Origin of the sequence: Pseudoalteromonas sp. P1-13-1a (assembly GCF_001401875.1) — a bacterium.
Lineage (GTDB): Bacteria > Pseudomonadota > Gammaproteobacteria > Enterobacterales > Alteromonadaceae > Pseudoalteromonas.
The window spans coordinates 18,935-38,033 of sequence record NZ_LKDV01000018.1; the positions used below are offsets into that span (position 1 = coordinate 18,935).

At 40.8% G+C, this 19,099-nt stretch carries 16 protein-coding genes; 13 read left to right on the forward strand and 3 right to left on the reverse strand.

The window, feature by feature from the left end:
- Positions 1-35: 35 nt before the first annotated feature.
- From mfd to AN391_RS12255, 3 genes are read left to right on the forward strand one after another with little or no spacing between them, the layout of a single operon-like run.
- Complete coding sequence (mfd, locus tag AN391_RS12245) at positions 36-3,509, forward strand: transcription-repair coupling factor (RefSeq protein ID WP_055015660.1); 3,474 nt, start codon at positions 36-38, stop codon at positions 3,507-3,509.
- A complete protein-coding gene (locus AN391_RS12250; protein WP_055015661.1) occupies positions 3,509-4,345 on the forward strand; it encodes a peptidoglycan binding protein CsiV in 837 nt (278 codons plus the stop codon). Before mfd ends, AN391_RS12250 begins: the two co-directional genes overlap by 1 nt.
- Before the next feature lie 17 nt (positions 4,346-4,362).
- Positions 4,363-4,614 carry a hypothetical protein gene (locus AN391_RS12255; RefSeq protein WP_055015662.1) on the forward strand — a complete coding sequence of 84 codons (252 nt, stop codon included), beginning with the start codon at positions 4,363-4,365 and terminating at the stop codon, positions 4,612-4,614.
- 58 nt (positions 4,615-4,672) lie between these two features.
- Here the strand turns inward: AN391_RS12255 and AN391_RS12260 are convergent, their stop codons facing one another.
- The 3 genes from AN391_RS12260 to AN391_RS12270 all read right to left on the reverse strand — a co-directional run bounded on the left by AN391_RS12260 (position 4,673) and on the right by AN391_RS12270 (position 9,657).
- A complete protein-coding gene (locus tag AN391_RS12260; protein WP_055015663.1) occupies positions 4,673-6,025 on the reverse strand; it encodes a hypothetical protein in 1,353 nt (450 codons plus the stop codon).
- A 104-nt stretch (positions 6,026-6,129) separates the two neighbouring features.
- Positions 6,130-8,574, reverse strand: a complete 2,445-nt coding sequence (locus AN391_RS12265) for a TonB-dependent receptor (protein ID WP_055015664.1) — start codon at positions 8,572-8,574, stop codon at positions 6,130-6,132.
- A 657-nt stretch (positions 8,575-9,231) separates the two neighbouring features.
- Positions 9,232-9,657 (reverse strand): hypothetical protein, encoded by a 426-nt coding sequence (locus tag AN391_RS12270; RefSeq protein WP_055015665.1) that lies wholly within the window; start codon positions 9,655-9,657, stop codon positions 9,232-9,234.
- Positions 9,658-9,996: 339 nt separating this feature from the next.
- Here AN391_RS12270 and ccoN point away from each other — a divergent pair, with 339 nt between their 5' ends.
- The 10 genes from ccoN (at position 9,997) to uspE (ending at position 19,023) form a co-directional block, all read left to right on the forward strand.
- On the forward strand, positions 9,997-11,430 hold the full coding sequence (gene ccoN, locus AN391_RS12275) for a cytochrome-c oxidase, cbb3-type subunit I (RefSeq protein ID WP_004588826.1): 1,434 nt from the start codon (positions 9,997-9,999) through the stop codon (positions 11,428-11,430).
- A 12-nt stretch (positions 11,431-11,442) separates the two neighbouring features.
- The gene (gene ccoO, locus AN391_RS12280; RefSeq protein ID WP_004588825.1) at positions 11,443-12,117 is read left to right on the forward strand and encodes a cytochrome-c oxidase, cbb3-type subunit II; all 675 of its coding nucleotides are present in this window, start codon (positions 11,443-11,445) and stop codon (positions 12,115-12,117) included.
- 5 nt (positions 12,118-12,122) lie between these two features.
- Positions 12,123-12,308 carry a CcoQ/FixQ family Cbb3-type cytochrome c oxidase assembly chaperone gene (locus AN391_RS12285; RefSeq protein WP_004588824.1) on the forward strand — a complete coding sequence of 62 codons (186 nt, stop codon included), beginning with the start codon at positions 12,123-12,125 and terminating at the stop codon, positions 12,306-12,308.
- Positions 12,305-13,339: a cytochrome-c oxidase, cbb3-type subunit III gene (gene ccoP, locus AN391_RS12290; RefSeq protein ID WP_055015666.1), complete on the forward strand. Its 1,035-nt coding sequence runs from the start codon at positions 12,305-12,307 to the stop codon at positions 13,337-13,339. Before AN391_RS12285 ends, ccoP begins: the two co-directional genes overlap by 4 nt.
- Positions 13,340-13,480: 141 nt before the next feature.
- Positions 13,481-13,972 carry a FixH family protein gene (locus tag AN391_RS12295; protein ID WP_055015667.1) on the forward strand — a complete coding sequence of 164 codons (492 nt, stop codon included), beginning with the start codon at positions 13,481-13,483 and terminating at the stop codon, positions 13,970-13,972.
- Between the two features lie 8 nt (positions 13,973-13,980).
- Positions 13,981-16,356 carry a heavy metal translocating P-type ATPase gene (locus AN391_RS12300; protein ID WP_055015668.1) on the forward strand — a complete coding sequence of 792 codons (2,376 nt, stop codon included), beginning with the start codon at positions 13,981-13,983 and terminating at the stop codon, positions 16,354-16,356.
- The gene (ccoS, locus tag AN391_RS12305) at positions 16,353-16,520 is read left to right on the forward strand and encodes a cbb3-type cytochrome oxidase assembly protein CcoS (protein WP_055015669.1); all 168 of its coding nucleotides are present in this window, start codon (positions 16,353-16,355) and stop codon (positions 16,518-16,520) included. The genes AN391_RS12300 and ccoS overlap by 4 nt, the downstream gene beginning before the upstream one ends.
- Positions 16,513-17,184, forward strand: coding sequence for a sulfite exporter TauE/SafE family protein (locus AN391_RS12310; protein ID WP_055015670.1), 672 nt, complete (start codon positions 16,513-16,515; stop codon positions 17,182-17,184). Before ccoS ends, AN391_RS12310 begins: the two co-directional genes overlap by 8 nt.
- 67 nt (positions 17,185-17,251) lie before the next feature.
- Positions 17,252-17,989, forward strand: coding sequence for an FNR family transcription factor (locus AN391_RS12315; RefSeq protein WP_055015671.1), 738 nt, complete (start codon positions 17,252-17,254; stop codon positions 17,987-17,989).
- 107 nt (positions 17,990-18,096) lie between these two features.
- Positions 18,097-19,023, forward strand: coding sequence for a universal stress protein UspE (gene uspE / locus AN391_RS12320; protein WP_055015672.1), 927 nt, complete (start codon positions 18,097-18,099; stop codon positions 19,021-19,023).
- Positions 19,024-19,099 lie beyond the last annotated feature (76 nt).

Here is a 19,099-nt window from a genome sequence, read left to right on the forward strand (position 1 = left end):
TGTGAGCAAGCGCCAGCTAAAAAATGGAGCACTAAATGGCGTTTGAGCAATGGGCAGCCTTGCCGTGGGTAAAATCTCAAAAAGATAAAATTCAATGGGGGCAGCTAACTGGTAGTGCATTAAGTATAGCCATTGCAGAAGGTGTAAAACAGCAAAACGATTTAGTGCTTATAGTTACACCAGATACGCCAAGCGCATTGCGACTTGAAACAGAGCTCGAATACCTATTGCCAGACAACCCAGTAATGGTATTTCCTGATTGGGAAACCTTACCTTATGACCACTTTTCTCCGCACCAAGATATTATTTCAGCACGCTTAGCCACGTTAAACACATTAAAAAACGAGCAGCAAAGCGTACTGATAGTGCCTGTGTCTACCTTAATGTTACGCACTGCGCCCGCGTCGTTTATTTATGGCTCGACCCTTAATTTTAAAGTAGGCGATAAGCTCGACACCCATCACCTGCGCAGTAATTTAGAACAAGCAGGGTATTTAAATGTACAGCAGGTAATGGAACACGGTGAATACGCAATACGTGGCTCCATTGTTGATTTGTACCCGATGGGCAGTGTCCATCCTTTTAGACTCGACTTTTTTGATGATGAAATAGACTCAATTCGTTTATTTGATGTGGAAACTCAGCGCTCAGATGAAAAGGTAGATAAAATTGAGTTATTGCCTGCGCATGAATTTCCAACCAACGAGTCAGATGTTGAGCGTTTTAGAATAAATTATCGCGATAAATTTGGTGCCAGCTCAGAGCAAGACTCTGTTTATATGCAAGTAAGCAAAGGTACGTGGCCTGCCGGCATTGAATACTACATGCCGTTGTTTTTTGAAAAGCTTGCAACCATTTTTGATTACTTGCCAAACACCACCACGGTTATGCAACTTGGTGATTTAGAACACGCCGCAGAGACCTTTTGGCACGATGTAAACGTGCGCTATGAAAACCGTAAAGTCGATCCCCTACGTCCACTGCTTGCGCCCAGCGAGTTATATCAGCCTATTAATGAGTTGTTTTCTAATTTAGGTGAGTTTGCGCGAATACGCTTATCGCAAGCTAAGTTGCCTACTAAAGCGGGCAACAAAAACTTAAATGTAAGCGAGCTGCCAGCGGTAAGAATCGATCACAAACAACACGAACCCTATGGCGCATTTATAGAATATGTTGCAGCGCAAAAAAAGAAAAAAAGCCGCATATTACTCAGTGTTGAATCTGATGGCCGACGCGAATCATTATTAAGTGTGCTCAAACCAAGCGGCTTAAAATTTAAAGAGTTTGAAAATTTAACTCAGTTTACCCAAAGCCAAAGTGATGTAGGGCTAATTGTAAGCCCGCTTGAACAAAGTGTAGTACTTGGCAGTAAGCCGAGTCTGTCGATAATTACTGAACAAGAACTGCTTGGTATTAAAGTATCGCAGCGCAGGCGCCGTAAACATAAATACGAAGCAAGCCAAGATGCGCTCATACGTAACTTAGCCGAGCTTAAAGAAGGCCAGCCAATTGTTCACCTCGATCACGGCGTGGGCCGCTATCAAGGCCTGCAAACAATTGACGCCGCCGGTGTAATCACTGAGTTTGTTACCATCACCTATGCTGGTGAGGCAAAGCTATATGTGCCGGTATCGGCATTGCACATGCTTAGCCGTTATTCTGGCGGTGAAGAAGCAAGCGCCCCACTGCATAAACTGGGCTCAGATGCGTGGGAAAAAGCTAAAAAACGCGCTGCTGAAAAAGTACGTGACGTAGCCGCAGAGCTATTAGATATTTACGCACAGCGCCAAGCAAAGCCTGGTAATAAATTTGCACTTGATAGCCAAAGCTACCGCCAATTTAGCGACAGCTTCCCGTTTGAAGAAACGGACGATCAACGTAACGCAATCGAAGCCATGCTTGGCGATATGCAATCTAAGCTCGCTATGGACCGTTTAGTTTGTGGCGATGTAGGCTTTGGTAAAACAGAAGTGGCTATGCGCGCCGCATTTGTAGCGGTTAACGATAATAAACAAGTAGCCGTGTTAGTACCTACAACCCTGCTTGCTCAGCAACACTATGAAAACTTTAAAGACCGCTTTGCCGATTTTCCTATCGAGGTGGGTGTACTTTCGCGTTTTAATTCAACTAAAGAGCAAAAAGACACGCTCGAAAAAATGGCCGACGGTAAGCTCGATATCGTAATTGGTACCCATAAACTCATACAGCAAGATATTAAGTTTAACGACTTAGGTTTACTGATTGTTGATGAAGAACATCGCTTTGGCGTGCGCCAAAAAGAAAAAATAAAATCATTGCGCGCTGATGTAGATATTTTAACGCTTACCGCCACGCCTATTCCGCGTACGTTAAACATGGCAATGAGCGGCATGCGTGATTTATCTATTATTGCCACCCCACCGGCTAAGCGTTTAGCGGTTAAAACCTTTGTACGCCAACGCGACAGCGACTTAATACGCGAAGCCATTCTGCGTGAAATTAAACGCGGCGGCCAAGTGTACTTTTTACATAACAATGTAGAAACCATTGAGCGCGTATCGCAAGAAATTAGCGAATGGGTGCCAGAGGCCAGTGTTACCTCTGCGCACGGGCAAATGCGCGAGCAAGAGCTTGAGCAAATAATGACTGACTTTTACCATCAAAAATATAATGTACTGGTATGTACCACCATTATCGAAACCGGTATTGATGTGCCTACTGCTAATACTATTATTATGGACAGAGCCGATAAACTTGGTCTTGCACAGTTACACCAATTACGCGGGCGTGTTGGGCGAAGCCACCACCAAGCGTATGCTTATTTATTAACCGGCGATGCTAAAGCACTTTCTAAAGATGCCACCAAACGCTTACAAGCAATTGAGTCGTTGGAAGATTTAGGCGCAGGTTTTGCCCTTGCGACCCATGATTTAGAAATACGGGGTGCGGGTGAGCTATTAGGCGATGATCAATCAGGGCAAATGCAAACCATTGGCTTTAGCTTGTATATGGAAATGCTAGAGCAAGCGGTTAATGCCCTTAAAAATGGTAAAGAGCCAACGCTTGAAAACCTGCTGCAGCAACAAACAGACGTTGATTTAAAACTCCCTGCTTTATTACCTGATGATTACATACATGATGTTAATGCCCGTTTAGGTATGTACAAGCGTATAGCAAGTTGTGCTAACCTTGCCGATATGGACGAATTACAAGTAGAGCTAATAGACCGATTTGGTTTATTACCTGATGCCACTAAAAACCTATTCAGTTTGCAGCAACTAAAAATGCGTGCCAGCGATTTAGGCATTACAAAAATAGAGGCAAACCCTAAAGGAGGCTACTTTGAGTTTAGCCAAAATACCAAGGTTAATCCTAGCTTCATCATAGGCTTGATACAAAGTGCACCCCATGTGTACAAAATGGATGGCGCAAACAAATTGCGCTTTGCAATTAATGAGGTAAACCCTCGTGAACGCTTAAAAATGGTCACTGCAATGATTGCAGATTTCGAAAAAAAGGTTAGCCATTAATGTTGCTAAAAAAATCGCTTATCGTGTTATGTTGCTTATTTAGCAGCACCGCAATTGCTGAACGTTGGTTTGAAGTAGAAGTGCTGATATTTAAACAGCGCCCTGCACCCTATTTACAAGAAGACTTTAGCTTAAAACACGAAGCCATTAAGGCTAAAAATACCTTAGAGTTACTCACTCCTTTATACACAGAGCAAGCAATGCAAGCGTGTATAGATGGCGATAGTCGTTTTCAAAAACGCACCTTTACCGATTCTTTAGTTAATGCCAACCCACAATCGGGTGTGTGTGATAACAGTATCGACTTTATGCAAAGTTACGACGAGTTACCCGTTACGCCATTGGCACCACCGCAAGACACAATGGATGAGCCCTACCTATTGGCACCCGAGCAATTACAATTTAACGCTCAACGCCGAGAGCTTGACCGCAAAGGTTTAGCCCCGCTACTACATACCGGCTGGCGCTTTGAAGGGGCAAGTAAATCGCGTGCGCCAAGCGTACATTTAATTTCTGGGGAGCATATAAAGCGCGATGTTAACACCACGCCAAATTATGCAAACCCCGACTTTATTAGCCTTGTTCAAAGTAAACCACAGCTGTTTGATACCTCTGATCAACCCCTAAGCTATTGGGAGTTAGATGGTTTATTTAAAATACATTTACGCCACTACCTGTACATAACGGCAGAGTTTGACGTAAACGAAAAACTACCTAATGGGGATATTGAATCAGCCCGCTTTTCACAATTTAAACGTGTGATTAGTGGTGAAATCCATTACTTTGACCATCCTCGTATGGGCATGATTGTACAAATACGAAAGTATAAACACTAAATCAATAGGACATAACAATGAAAAAATTCCTGATCATCGCAGCAACGCTAAGCCTGGCAGCTTGTTCAAAAGTAAGCCTAGAAAACTACGAAAAAATTGAAGTTGGCATGGATAGAGCCGAGGTAGAAGCGATTTTAGGCTCTGCTGATAACTGCGTAGAAAAAACACTGCATACTAACTGTGTTTGGGGTGATGAGTCTAAAAACATCGAAATCACACTTGTTTCAGACAAAGTAACGATTTATTCAAAGCATGGTATTACAAAATAACACTGCGCTTTATTAGCTTAGTTTACATAACTCTAAGGGATAGCCGTGCTATCCCTTTTTATTTTTTAGAGTAAATAAGTTCAATATTAACTATTTTACTGCGATTAAGCGTGATTTTGTAACGTTGATATAAGGTTCTTTCCTCGTCTTTTAATACCATCACCAAATTTAACTGGTATCGTCTTTCAACCGCTTGCTTTGATATTTTATTGCCATCTAAATGATACAGCTTGCCCTCGCCGCGTTTTAAATACCGTGCAAAAGGTGCCAAATTAAAACGCATACTTTGCTGTAGCGTGTCGTAGCCAGGTAAAAATTCTTTTGCCGAAACACGTGTTTCACTAGCAAAATGAAGCCACTGCGCGGCTAATTTGTTTTGCTGACGCCGTTTTGAAAATATTGTTTTTACTTCGCTGGGGATTTTTTTAAAACGCATGTATTCAAGCCAAACAAACTGGCTTGCCACCCGGTCTTTAGTGATGCTGTTTTTAAATACAAAACGCCATTTGGGTCGCCCCCGCACAATAGCACGCCAAATTACCCGCGTAATGTCTTCTTTAAATATTTCACGTAGCCCGTAAATAACCCCTAATATTAAAATAAGCGTGGCGGTAACCTCGGTAAAGGTTGAACGTGCATTGAGTATAACCACCATCACAAATGCCATAATAACCGCTGTTACCGTGCCTTTTACTAAACGCTTTAAGTAACTATTTAAATAACGCGTATTGCGATGCAAAATAACGCCGTGCTCTATAAGGCGCTGCAGTAGACGCATTTTATTCGTGATTCGGTTCCCATCTTGCAACGTGGTTTCTGAATTGTAATTTTGCTCAAACCGGTATGTATTTTCGTTTTTACAAAATTGCAGTAAGTCGTTGCGCTCTTTAGCAAAGTCACTACTGCGTGGGCCTTCATCTAGTAGTTTTAAAAACGACTGCTCAACATGCCAACTTAAATAGTTATCCGCATTGGTGTAAAACGGCACCAGCTTTTCATCATCAGGGGTATACCTGCGCAGCTTTTTTAGCAGCCCTTCACTTTGTTCAAACAGCTCTTGTGCGCGGGCGTAAAAAGCCTCTACCTCTTGAATTTTTAACGCATCTTTAATATCAGCATCGAGCGCTAAACGAACCTGATAGCAGTACAAATTAAGGTTTTGACGGTAATCTTGCTGCTCACCTTTGTTTTTACTAACAAAGCGGCTACGCACTAAAGGTAAGTGTATGTTTTTAGCGTTATAAGCTAAGTGCGATTTAAAGTGGTTATTAAAATAAGACTCTTCACTGAGGGTTTGCGCGTTGATACCCATTTCGTTGGGAATAGAAAAGTACAAGTCGATACGTTGCTCAGAGCGAGGGGTTAGCTCTGGTTCTATGACAAAAGATAAATTTTCGTCTTGTTTTAACAATCAGTTCTCCTTCTAATAATGTATTTAAGTGTACTTGTCTCCTTAGTTTTGTTCAATAAAAAAGGCCCAGTAAACACTGAGCCTTAATACGATTAATGTGCTAATTAAAACTTATAGTTTACACTAGCAAACACACGAGAACCCACTACATCGTAAATTTCTGGGACAGTACCCATATCATTACCACCTAGCACTTCTTCTGGTTCTTTATCAAAGATATTGTTCATACCACCGGTAACACGAAGTGCATCATTGATGTTATAGCTCATCGAGATATCATGGTATATAACGTTATCAGTGCTAAACGACTCACCGTAGTAATCACCATCCATTCCACGAATAAAGCGTGCATTATAAAGAACATTAAATGCATCGGTAATATCATAGCTTACAGAAAGGTTAGACTTTATCTTAGAGTAGCCACCAACATTACCATCAATAGTGCCTGTGTAGTCAATATCATCTTGCTCAAATTCGATAAGGTACGTCGTATCTAAGTTAATACGGTAATTATCGGCTGAGTAGCTAATATTCCAGTCAACACCTGACGTCTCTTGTGCGCCTACATTTGTAAGTGCAGAGCTTAAGTCTGATAAATCGCCCGATGATGTAATATTTACTGAAGCACAAGACTCTGCATCACCTGCAAAACAGTTGTTCATTTCATTTTGAACATCAAGACGGGTAATAGCATTAGTAATATCAAACTTCCAGTAATCTAGAGTCGTTGATAAACCATCTGTTATTTCCCATACAGTACCAAACGTAAATGAGCGGCTCTCTTCTGCCTGTAGATCTGGATCACTTGTGTAGTTAACCAAAATCTGAGCATCTTGCTCATTGCCCCATGGATCTGCAAGGTAATCATATGATCCTGAGTTACCACCAAATAACTCGGCTACATTTGGAGCTCTGAAGCCTGTTGCAAGTACTGAGCGCACCATGAACGTATCAGTAACATTCCATGTAGCACCCAATTTCCACGTTGTTTCGCCACCAAAGGTAGAGTAATTATCATAACGAGCTGCACCTTCTAAGGTTACACTCTCTAAAACAGGAACAGACGTCTCAAAGTACACTGACTGTACAGAGTAATCACCTTCTGTTGGGTCTTGTTGAGCTGCTGTACTCTCACCTAGCTGTGTAATTAAATCAGGCGTATAAAAACCACTTTCATAACGATTTTCAACACCGATTGCATAGCCTATATCATTTTCAGTTACGTTGCTGTATCCAGCTGAAAGGATAAACTGCTCATTTCCGCCCTCATTTTGCTCAGTATAAATAGAGTCATTTGCAGTCAAGAAACTACGCTCTAATGAGTCACCACTGAACCATAAAGCTTGATTAGCGTAGATACTTTCTTCAACACGACTTGCATTTATAGAGTTTTGAACCGTATCTTTAGAATCATTTCGACCATATGTTGCACTGATATCCCAGCTTGCATCGTTGTCTAAAGTACCTTGTAAAGCTACAGAAGCACGGTAAGTATCTGTTTCTTGCTCATAAATACGAGGACCAGCATCAACCATTCTACGTCTGTATTCTAACGTATCAGCTAAAGCACCATCTTCAACAAATGCAGAAGTATATTCAGTATCTAAATTTGCGGTTTGAAGATCTACACTTGCAGGCTGTGGTGCTAATTGCTGTGAAGATTCACGACGTGTATACATTAAATCTACATTTAATGTAGTGTCAGAGTCTAGCTCCGTATCATAGCTTGTAAAAACACTGTATAAATCATTAGGTGTTTGTGCATAACTAGACGTAGTGTAATCATATGATGTTGTTCTATCCTCAAAAACACCATTTCCTTCGTAAGTTTTTCCACCTAAAGTCCCTTCAGGGATAAAAGAAGATTGACCAGGCTCAACAAAGCTTCTATCAGATTGAATTACTTCGCCGCGGCTTGAAAACTGAGCGCCAACTACTAGGTTTCCATCGGCTACCTGCACTCCATGCAATAAGCTAAAGCCATAATTATTGCCATCTGCTTTGGTAGTTCTGCTACCTTCAACATTAAGCTCAGTACCTTCAAAATCTTTCTTTGTAATGATGTTTACAACACCAGCAATAGCATCCGAGCCATAAACCGCTGATGCTCCATCTTTTAAGATTTCGATTGATTTTATCATTGCTACTGGAATGGTGTTTAAATCAACAGAAGAGTCAGCACCAGTACCCGATGAAACCATACGGCGGCCATTTAGAAGTACTAGTGTACGTTGGGCACCCATACCACGTAAATTTACCGTAGCAGAACCACCTGAGCCGTTATTACTTGATCCACCTAAGCTCATACCAGCAGCTGATGGCTGGTTTGAAAGCACATCAGCAACTGATGTGTAACCGCTTTTAGCAATAAAATCATCACCGATGATCGTGATTGGGCTAGCCGTTTCCATGTCCGTACGGTTAATGCGAGAACCTGTTACTTGAATTTTTTCAATCGCGTTTGCGCCATCTTCGGCCGCTACTACTTGCATACTTGAGAACATTGGGATTGCTGCGATTACAGCTAAACCAAGAGTTGATTTTTTCATGAATAAACCCTACTTGTTGGAAATTTACCTTGATTGGTAATGCTCACTTTTTATAAGAATTGTGAGTCAGGGGGGCAACTTAGGCTCAGTTAACTGAACAAAAACTTAATGGCAGGCGAATGTATATACAACAGCAAAAAAGAACAACCATAAAAGGTACAAAGGTTATTGGTTGTTTCAGTGTTAATTAAAAAAAACAGTTTACAACCAATAACTTAATCAACTTGCCAACCAATAAAAACACACCTGAAATCAAAGTTATTCAGATTGTAATTAAATGTAACCACCCTATAAATATCCCCTTTTTAGAAAAATTAACATATTAATCACAGCGCATTAGTAAAACCGTAAAGGTGTAATAAATTTACTAACTATAAATATGCAAATTTACTGATTAAATAGTCTGATTAAGCTATTTGTTTGGCTTTTTTGGGTCATATTTTTGTTCAGCGAGGCTTCAACGTTTGATTGGAACAAGCGTAATTGTTTAAATGAGTGAGATTTATGAAAGGCTAGGGAGATGGTTTTCGCTTTTCAGGTACAATTACACAACATAAAACAGGTTATGTAACTAAGTAAGCCCTAAAAGCACGTTATTTAATAGGGTATTTCATTACTTGCTATGCTTTAAAATAAAAGTGTAAAAATAATGCCTATTTAATACGTTACGTAAAAATTATAAAAATGGGTGATTGACTCGCCAGTTTGAATGTTGCTTAAATTAAGCACAAGTTGCCACAACATATTTTGCTCTGAGCATATCCCCACCATAGTGTCACTTTTATAAATAGTTGCTTCTTTAGTGAACTTTTGCGGAATAAAACCCATATACATAGTTATACTTTCAAGCTTAGCGTTATCTATTTTTAGGTGGGCGGGTAGATCAAGGTAAATACTAAAGGGGGTTTCGGGGGTAATGTTTTTATCACTTAACCATACTTTAACACCGGTCTTGTAAATACAGTGCTGATTTGGGTCGCAATTTGTTTTTAACAGCGCTTTTTGATCTTTTTGGTTGGCATTGTCACAGCCTGTTAATACAAAAAACAGCATAAAAAACAAAGTAAATTTATATATATGCATAACAAACCCGCGCTAAATAAAAACAAATCTTAATTAGCATGCTTTGAAATAACAATAGCCAGTGTGATGTTTGGTTAATATAGGTACAATCTGTATCAAAAAATAAACAACAAACTCACAAACTTTGATTGATGTCATAATTTTATGTAATTGACCTATCTTTTTTAGGCCAAAAAATTTATCATTTCACCCGCAAAAAATAAGGGTTTCTCGAGTTTGTTTTCTGAAGCATTCAGGCTTTGAACGTTTTAGGTAATACGCTTGAGGAAAATAGTAGGCCCCACTTTAAACGGTGGGTAATTCATTTCTAAACGCATTTATTGCAGCGGAAGCCAGAAAATGAGCCAAACAGTAGCATCACAAACTGAGTATAACTATAAAGTTGTACGCCAATTCGCTATTATGACAGTGATTTGGGGCATCGTTGGCATGAGTATTGGGGTTCTGATTGCTGCCCAATTAGCTTGGCCAGCACTTAACTTTGATACACCATGGTTAACATACTCTCGACTACGTCCGTTACATACGAACGCAGTAATTTTCGCATTTGGTACCAGTGCACTTTTCGCGACGTCTTATTATGTCGTTCAACGTACTTGTCAAACGCGCCTTTTCTCAGACAAACTCGCCGCTTTCTCTTTTTGGGGTTGGCAGCTTGTTATTGTATTAGCCGTAATAACACTCCCATTGGGTATTACTAGCTCTAAAGAATATGCAGAGCTTGAGTGGCCAATTGATATTTTAATCGCGGTAGTATGGATAGTTTACGCAGTTGTATTTTTTGGTACGCTGATCAAACGTAAAGTATCGCACATTTACGTTGCAAACTGGTTTTACGCTGGCTTTATTATTACTGTTGCAGTGCTTCACATTGTAAACAGCATGGCAGTGCCTGTGTCGCTAACTAAATCATACTCAATCTACGCGGGTGCTGTAGATGCTATGGTTCAGTGGTGGTACGGTCATAACGCTGTAGGTTTCCTACTAACAGCTGGTTTCTTAGGTATGATGTACTACTTTGTACCAAAGCAAGCAGGTCGCCCTGTTTACTCTTACCGTTTATCGGTTGTTCACTTTTGGGCACTTATTTCTCTTTACATTTGGGCTGGTCCTCACCACCTTCACTACACAGCGCTTCCTGATTGGACGCAAAGTTTAGGTATGGTTATGTCTATTATCTTATTCGTTCCATCTTGGGGTGGTATGATTAACGGTATTATGACGCTTTCTGGCGCATGGCATAAGCTTCGCACCGACCCAGTACTGCGTTTCTTAGTTGTTTCATTGTCTTTTTACGGTATGTCTACGTTTGAAGGCCCAATGATGGCAATTAAATCTGTAAATGCATTATCTCACTACACAGATTGGACTATTGGCCACGTACACTCAGGTGCACTTGGTTGGGTTGCAATGATTTCAATTGGTGCTATCTACCACCTTATTCCTGCGCTATTCGCACAAGGTCGTATGTACAGCGTTAAATTGGTTAACACCCACTTCTGGTTACACACTGTAGGTGTTGTACTTTACATTGTTGCAATGTGGATCTCAGGTGTTATGCAAGGCCTAATGTGGCGTGCAGTTAACTCTGACGGTACACTAATGTATAGCTTTGTTCAGTCTTTAGAAGCATCACACCCATTCTATATTATGCGCTTTGTAGGCGGTGTATTCATCGTTACAGGTATGTTAGTTATGGCTTACAACGTTCTGCGTACAATTTCAGCTGAGAAAGAATCTCTGAAGTTAGACGCGCAAGCACAATTAGCATAACGGAGTGAGATGATGAGCAATAAAAATTCACAAAACAAACATGAAATAGTAGAAAAGAACGTTGGCCTAATGGCTATCTTGACTGTTTTTGCTATTAGTTTTGGTGCGTTAGTTGAAATTACTCCGCTAATGTTCCAAGACGATACAACCAAACCTGTTGAAGGTTTACGCCCACTTAACGCGCTTGAAATGGAAGGCCGTGACATTTATGTACGTGAAGGTTGTTACAACTGTCACTCACAAATGATTCGTCCTTTTCGCGATGAAGTTGAGCGTTACGGTCACTACTCTGTAGCGGGCGAATCAGTATGGGATCACCCTTTCCAATGGGGCTCAAAACGTACTGGTCCTGACCTTGCTCGTGTAGGTAACCGTTACTCGGACGATTGGCATTATGCACACTTAGTTGACCCACGTGCCGTGGTTCCTGAGTCGAACATGCCAGGCTTTCCTTGGTTAGCAGAGACAAAGGTGGACACCAGCCTAACTCTGAAAAAGCTACAAATTTTCCGTGATACTTTTGCTATTAACCCAGAAAACCCTAAACACCCGGGTTTAGGTTATGGCAGCGACGAAGAGCTACAAGCAGATGTTGATAAAGTTAACGCTATGAATAACGGCGAAGGCGCAACTGAAATGCAAGCCCTAATCGCGTATTTACAGCAACTTGGCACTCACTTGAAGTAATTATTATGGATTACGGAACATACAGAGGCATTTTGACTCTGGTAATTTTAGTATTGTTTATTGTGATTGTTGTATGGGCATACAGCAAGCGTAGCAAAAACCGTTTTGATGACGCTGCTAATGCCATTTTTGAAGATGAAAAAAAACATAACAACACACTCTCTAACGAGGAAAAGGAGTCTGAAAAATGACTAGCTTTTGGAGTATTTGGGTTATTGTATTAACCCTAGCCTGCTTAATCATCATTTTTAGCCTATTAGTTTGGAACCTTAAAAACTATGCAGGCGTAAAAGAAGGTGAAGACTGCGGACACGAATATGACGGCATTACCGAACTAAATAATCCACTACCAAAATGGTGGACGTACATGTTTTTTGCAACATTTATTTGGTCGGTATATTACTTAGCTGCTTACCCAGGTTTAGGTAATTGGGAAGGCTTAGGTAAATGGACAAGCTCTAACCAAGGTATTACCTCTTTAGCTGAATCTAAAGAAGCCACGGCTAAAGCAAAAGAAGAAGGCCGCTATGTAAAACTTGATAAAGAATACGAAGCAGCCGAAGAGCGTTTTGGCCCTATTTTCAACAAGCTTGCACAAGTACCCGTTTTAGATTTAGTTAACTCTAAATTTGAAGGTGATGCAGCGCAGCAAGTGGCTCTTGAAAATGGCGAAAAGCATGAACAAACAGACGGTCAGTTAGCTCTTGAAATTGGTCAGCGTTTATTCTCGCAAAACTGTGCACAATGTCATGGTTCAGATGCACGTGGTGCAACTGGCTTCCCTAACCTAACTGATAAAGACTGGTTATACGGTGGCTCACCAGACAAAATTAAAGAAACGCTTCTTTATGGTCGTGTAGCAGCGATGCCTTCTTGGAGTGCAGCACTGGGTGAGCAAGGCGTTAAAGAAATGACAGCGCACGTACTTAGCTTATCTGGTCGTACTGTTAACCAAAAAGATGCAGCCGCAGGTGCCGCCAAGTTTGCAATGTGTGCCGCGTGTCACGGTGCTGATGGTAAGGGTTCTGTAGCACATAACTTACCGTTTGGTGCGCCTAACCTAACGGATAACATTTGGTTGTACGGTGGCTCTCAACGCGCAGTTGAAGAAACACTTAACCATGGCCGCGCCGGTGTAATGCCAGCATGGAAAGATATTTTAGGTGAAGACAAAATTCACCTGTTAACTGCCTACGTTTACAGTTTATCGCAAGATAAATAAACACGGAGTTAACCATTAATTAATCTTATTATTTCAATAGATTAATCCAGATCAAAAAAGCCTCCTGTCGGAGGCTTTTTTTTAGTCTTTTACCAATATTTGCTATAAAATAGCACCACCTAAACTAATTTTAGAGCAACTATGCAACCTACTTCGTGGTATAAAAATTTTTGGCCTTGGTTTTTAATGTTTTTTCCGCTAGCGGCCATTATTGGGTGCATAACCTTAATTATTACTGCCGTGGGGAATGGCCCAGATATGGTAGTTGATGATTACTATAAAAAAGGTAAAGCAATAAACTTAGAGCTTACTAAGTTTGAAAAAGCCAAAGCCCTGTTTTTACATGGCAAGCTTAATGTTACAAACGAACGTGCCAGCTTTGCCTTTACCAAAGGCGATTACAGTAACGTACACGCTTTAAAACTGTCTTTTTATCATCGCACTATTAAAGCGCATGACTTTGAAGCAACGCTTACCCCTAATGCAAATAAAGAATTTACAGCCCTACTCGATAACTACACACCAGGTGCTTACTCTGTATTTATAGAGCCTGTAGATGGCAGTTGGAAGTTAAAAGAAAATATTACTCTTCCTACAGAGCAAGCGTTGTTAGTTACCCCAAATTATAAGTAGTCATCACTATGAGCGTTTCTTGCTTTCATTGCCTTGAAAGTGTGCCAAATGGATTTAGCGCAACCGTAACAATAGATAATACACCTCAGCCCATGTGCTGTATTGGCTGCCAAGCGGTTGCGCAAAACATTGTTGATCAGGGCATGACTGACTACTACAAATACCGCACTGTGCGCGCCGGTAAAGTAGAACAATTAGTGCCAGAGCAACTAGAATTTATTAAAAGCTACGACAACGAAGACATACAAGATGAGTTTATAGCCACAACCGATAACTTGTCAGAGGTTTTATTAAGTGTTGAAGGCATTACCTGCGCCGCATGTGCTTGGCTTATTGAAAAACAATTACTGAGCTTAAAAACAGTTAAGCGCGTAGATGTTAACACTTCAACTAACCGTGCCATGATCCAGTGGGATAAAACCCAAACTCCGCTTAGCGACATTATCACCTCGCTTGCCAAAATTGGCTATAAAGCTTACCCCTTTCAGGCCGATGACGAAGCTCAACAAAAACAACAAACAGCAAAAGCGTATATTCGCCGTTTAGGTGTTGCAGGGTTGATGACCATGCAGGTGATGATGTTTGCCTTTGCGATGTACTTTGGCATGTTCTCGGGTATGGATAGTAACTTTGAAGAATACTTTCGCTGGATAAGCCTAGTCCTTGCCTCCCCCGTTATTTTGTACAGCGCATTACCTTTTTTAACCAATGCTATCAATGGCTTAAAAGCAAAACAGTTAAATATGGACTTACCCGTATCGTTGGCCATTTTTGGCGCATATAGCGCAAGTTGTTATGCCACGTTTATGCACGTAGGCGAAGTGTATTTTGAATCGGTTTGTATGTTTACCTTTTTGTTATTATTAGGCAAATATCTTGAATTTAGAGCTAGATTAAAAGCCAGCGAATTTACCGCAAACCTACAAAAACTGCTGCCTTTAACGGCCCGCACCCTTGATGATAAAGGCCAAGAGCACATTATCGCCGCTAAAAAACTCAAGCTTAATGATGTTATTCTTATAAAAGCAGGCGAGACGATTCCGGCTGACGGAGAACTAATCAAAGGACAAACGAGTGTTGATGAATCCATGATGACAGGTGAGCATCAGCCCGTAAATAAATTTATTGGTCACAATGTATACGCAGGGTGTGTGAATCATGATGGCGTAATAGAAATTAAAATTAATAAAGTTGGCCAAAATACCCTACTAAACCAAATTATACGTTTACAGCATAATGCCCTCACTAAGCGCCCTAAACTGGTAGAAATTACTGATAAAGTTGCACAGTGGTTTATTGCTTGCTTACTCGTTTTCGCCTCTATAACGGCTATTGGCTGGTACCAAATTGACCCAGAGCACGCATTTTGGATCACCATTTCTGTATTAGTTGCAACATGCCCTTGTGCGTTAAGTCTTGCTATACCAACAGCTTTAACTTGTGCTGTTGCAACGCTCACCCGCAAAGGGATTTTAATAAAACAAGCACATGTGCTTGAAACACTCTCAAAACTAACATTGTTTGCTTTTGATAAAACAGGCACGCTCACACAAGGCAAATTTAGTTTAGACGCCGTTGATATACTTGACACTCATCTCTCTAAAGAGGAAGTCCTTAATATTGCCGCCCAGTTAGAGCGCTACTCAGAACACCCCATTGCCAGTGCATTTAATAAATACGCCAACACAGAGCTTACTCTTACTAACGTTACCATTCACCCCGGGTTGGGTATCAGTGCGCAAAGCGGTGCTGATCATTACGCTATTGGTAAAAGTGGCTGGTTTGATAGTAAAAAAACGAATGCGCAAGCAAGCCTATTTATAAACAAACGTGTAGTTGCCCGTTTTTACTTTATAGATAAAGTAAAACCTGGTGCTAATGAGCTTATAGCTAACTTACAAGCACAAAGTTTAAGCTGTCATATGCTGACAGGCGATGCATCAGATGCGGGGCAAAAAATAGCAAAACAATTAAAGCTTAATAGCAGTCAAAGCGCCCTTTCACCTAAAAATAAACAAACCGCCGTTGAGCAGTGGTCATCACAAAGCGAAGTGGTCGCTATGGTAGGCGATGGCATAAACGACAGCCCTGTATTTGCCAGTGCACATTTGTCCATAGCCATGGAAACCGGTGCCGATATATCTAAAAACAGTGCCGATGTGGTGTTGTTAAATAGTGATTTAGCCTCTATTGCACACCTACTCAATGTTGCTAAACAAACGCGGCGAATCGTTAAGCAAAACCTGACCCTGTCTTTGGTGTATAATGCCTCTATTTTACCACTCGCAGCGCTTGGGCTTGTGGCCCCGTGGATGGCGGTTATTGGTATGTCTGCCAGCTCAATTATTGTGATTAGTAATTCACTAAGGCTTTTAAAATTATGAGCATAATTTATATTTTAATCCCCATTGCTATTTTATTTGTAATTATTGCTATTGGCGTGTTTTTTTGGGCGGTTAAAAGCGAGCAATTTTCTGATCTAAATAAACAAGGTCATAGTATTTTGTTTGAAGATGATAAAGATCAGCATAATAAAAGTAATGATTGAGCCACTTTACACCAGCGCATTTTTAATGGGCTTAATTGGTAGCGGGCATTGCCTAGCCATGTGCGGTGGTATTGCCAGTTCATTGCAATTGGCCACCGACAAACGCCAATCTATTATTTATTCTTTTGCGTATAATACTGGCCGAGCGTGTAGTTACATGCTTGCTGGAGCCCTTGTTGCGGGTATAAGCAGCCAATTTGCAAAACAAAATACGTTTTTTTCTGTCACGCTTTCATTCGTTGCTGCTATTTTTATGCTGTTGGTTGGCGTGTATATTATGCGTATAGGACCTACTCTGCAATGGCTCGAAAAAATCGGGAAAACCCTTATTTGGCAGCACATTGTTAAGCTTAATAAGTATTTAATGCCAGTAGATTCAACAGCTAAAGCATTAGGCTATGGCGCTTTATGGGGTTGGCTGCCTTGTGGTTTGGTTTATTCTGCGCTTACCTGGGCAATGACCAGCCCTAGCGCATTTGACGGAGCCATAGTGATGCTTTGCTTTGCACTTGGCACCTTTCCGGCCATGATCACCCTAGGGTTAGCCGCTCAAAAGCTCAATAGTGTTATTAACCACCCATGGACGCGTATTGTTTTAGGCAGTATTATAATTTGGTATGGTATGTACCTATTAATAATTGCCACCGATAAACTAGTACATTAATCGTCGCGGTATTAACCCTTTGGGTTTATTTTCAGTACTGTGTATAAAAATTAAAACGGATTAAATTATGGATTTCTCTCAAAGTCGCGCTAAAGGTAATTGTGCAATTAGCTGTAATAATTGCAGTATTAGCCAATTATGTTTGCCGTTTTCGTTAAATGGCCAAGAAATGGACAAGCTCGACGAAATCATTGAGCGCAAAAAGCCGCTTCACAAGGGTGACTACCTGTTTGAATCTGGTGCTCCTCTTAATGCTATTTATGCAGTACGCTCTGGCTCATTTAAATCGTATACACTGTCTGAGCAAGGGGATGAACAAATTACTGGTTTTCATTTAGCCGGTGATTTAGTCGGCTTTGATGCCATTAGCAAAATGGCTCATCAGAGCTTTTCGCAAGCCCTAGAAACATCAATGGTCTGCGAAATCCCGTTCGATACACTCGATGAGTTAGCCGGTAAATTACCCAAACTGCGCCAACAAATTATGCGTTTAATGAGTAGCGAGATTACTTATGATCAAGAAATGCTGCTACTTCTTAATAAAAAGTCGGCTGAAGAACGCCTAGCGAGCTTTATTTATAACCTTTCGGAGCGTTTTGGCGAGCGCGGGTTTTCGCGCAAAGAGTTTAGATTTACCATGACTCGAGGAGAAATAGGTAACTATTTAGGCCTAACGGTAGAGACAATTAGTCGCTTATTAAGCCGTTTTCAAAAAGCGGACTTAATAAAAGTCGAGGGTAAATTTATTACTATTTTAGACTGCGACGCACTGGCAAAAACGGCAGCAATAGTTAAACACTGCTAAGCTAACGCTTGTTGTAACTTTGATTTAGAACAACAATTTGTGTGCTACCCCTTTAACTGCTGTGTATTTACGTTACACTGAAAGTAAGTTAAAAAAGGGAGTAGCATATGAACACTATTAAACGTATTTTAGCCGTTATTGACCCCACTAAAGATGATCATCACGGTTTAGCTCGCTCAATTGATTTAGCTAAAAAGTCAGGTGCCAGTATTACCGCCTTTATGACTGTTTACGACTTCTCTTACGAAATGACCACTATGTTGTCGTTCGAAGAGCGCGAAGCAATGCGAAAAGCCGTTATTGCTGATAGAGAAATATGGCTTAAAGATATAATTTCTACCTACCCAGATATAAACATCACCACCGAAGTGGTATGGCATAACCGCCCGTTTGAAGCCATTATTAATACTGTTATCGAGCAAGAATACGACCTAGTTGTTAAAAGCACCCATCAGCATGGCGCGCTTAAGTCGGTTATTTTTACCCCTACTGATTGGCATCTAGTACGCAAATGCCCAACACCGGTATTATTTGTAAAAGAAATGGCTTGGCCTGAGCAAGGCAATATTTTAGCTGCAGTGAATGCAGTTAGTGAAAACGACGAGCATGTAGCTTTAAATAAACGCATTATTAAAGATGCACAATTTTTGTGTGAGCTTGCCAACGCTAAGCTTAATTTGGTCAATGCCTATCCCGCTACACCCATTAATATTGCTATCGAAATCCCTGAGTTTAACCCCAGCCTTTACAACGAATCAGTAAAAAAACACCACATAGAATCTACCAACGAGCTCGCTAAAACATTTAATTTAACTAACGAGCAATGCTTTATAGAAGAAGGCCTGCCTGAGGATGTAATCCCCGATGTAGCAAGTCGCTTAAATAGCGAATTAGTGGTAATTGGCACTGTAGGTCGAACAGGTTTAAGCGCTGCGTTAGTAGGTAACACTGCCGAGCACGTAATAGACAGCCTAGATTGTGATGTACTTGCTTTAAAACCCGATGGCTACGTAAGCCCACTTGCCAAAAGTTAAACAAAGCCTTAACTAGCGCTTTAATACCCCTAGTACTTGGGTATATAATACGCCCCTTTATTTTCAGCAAATAATT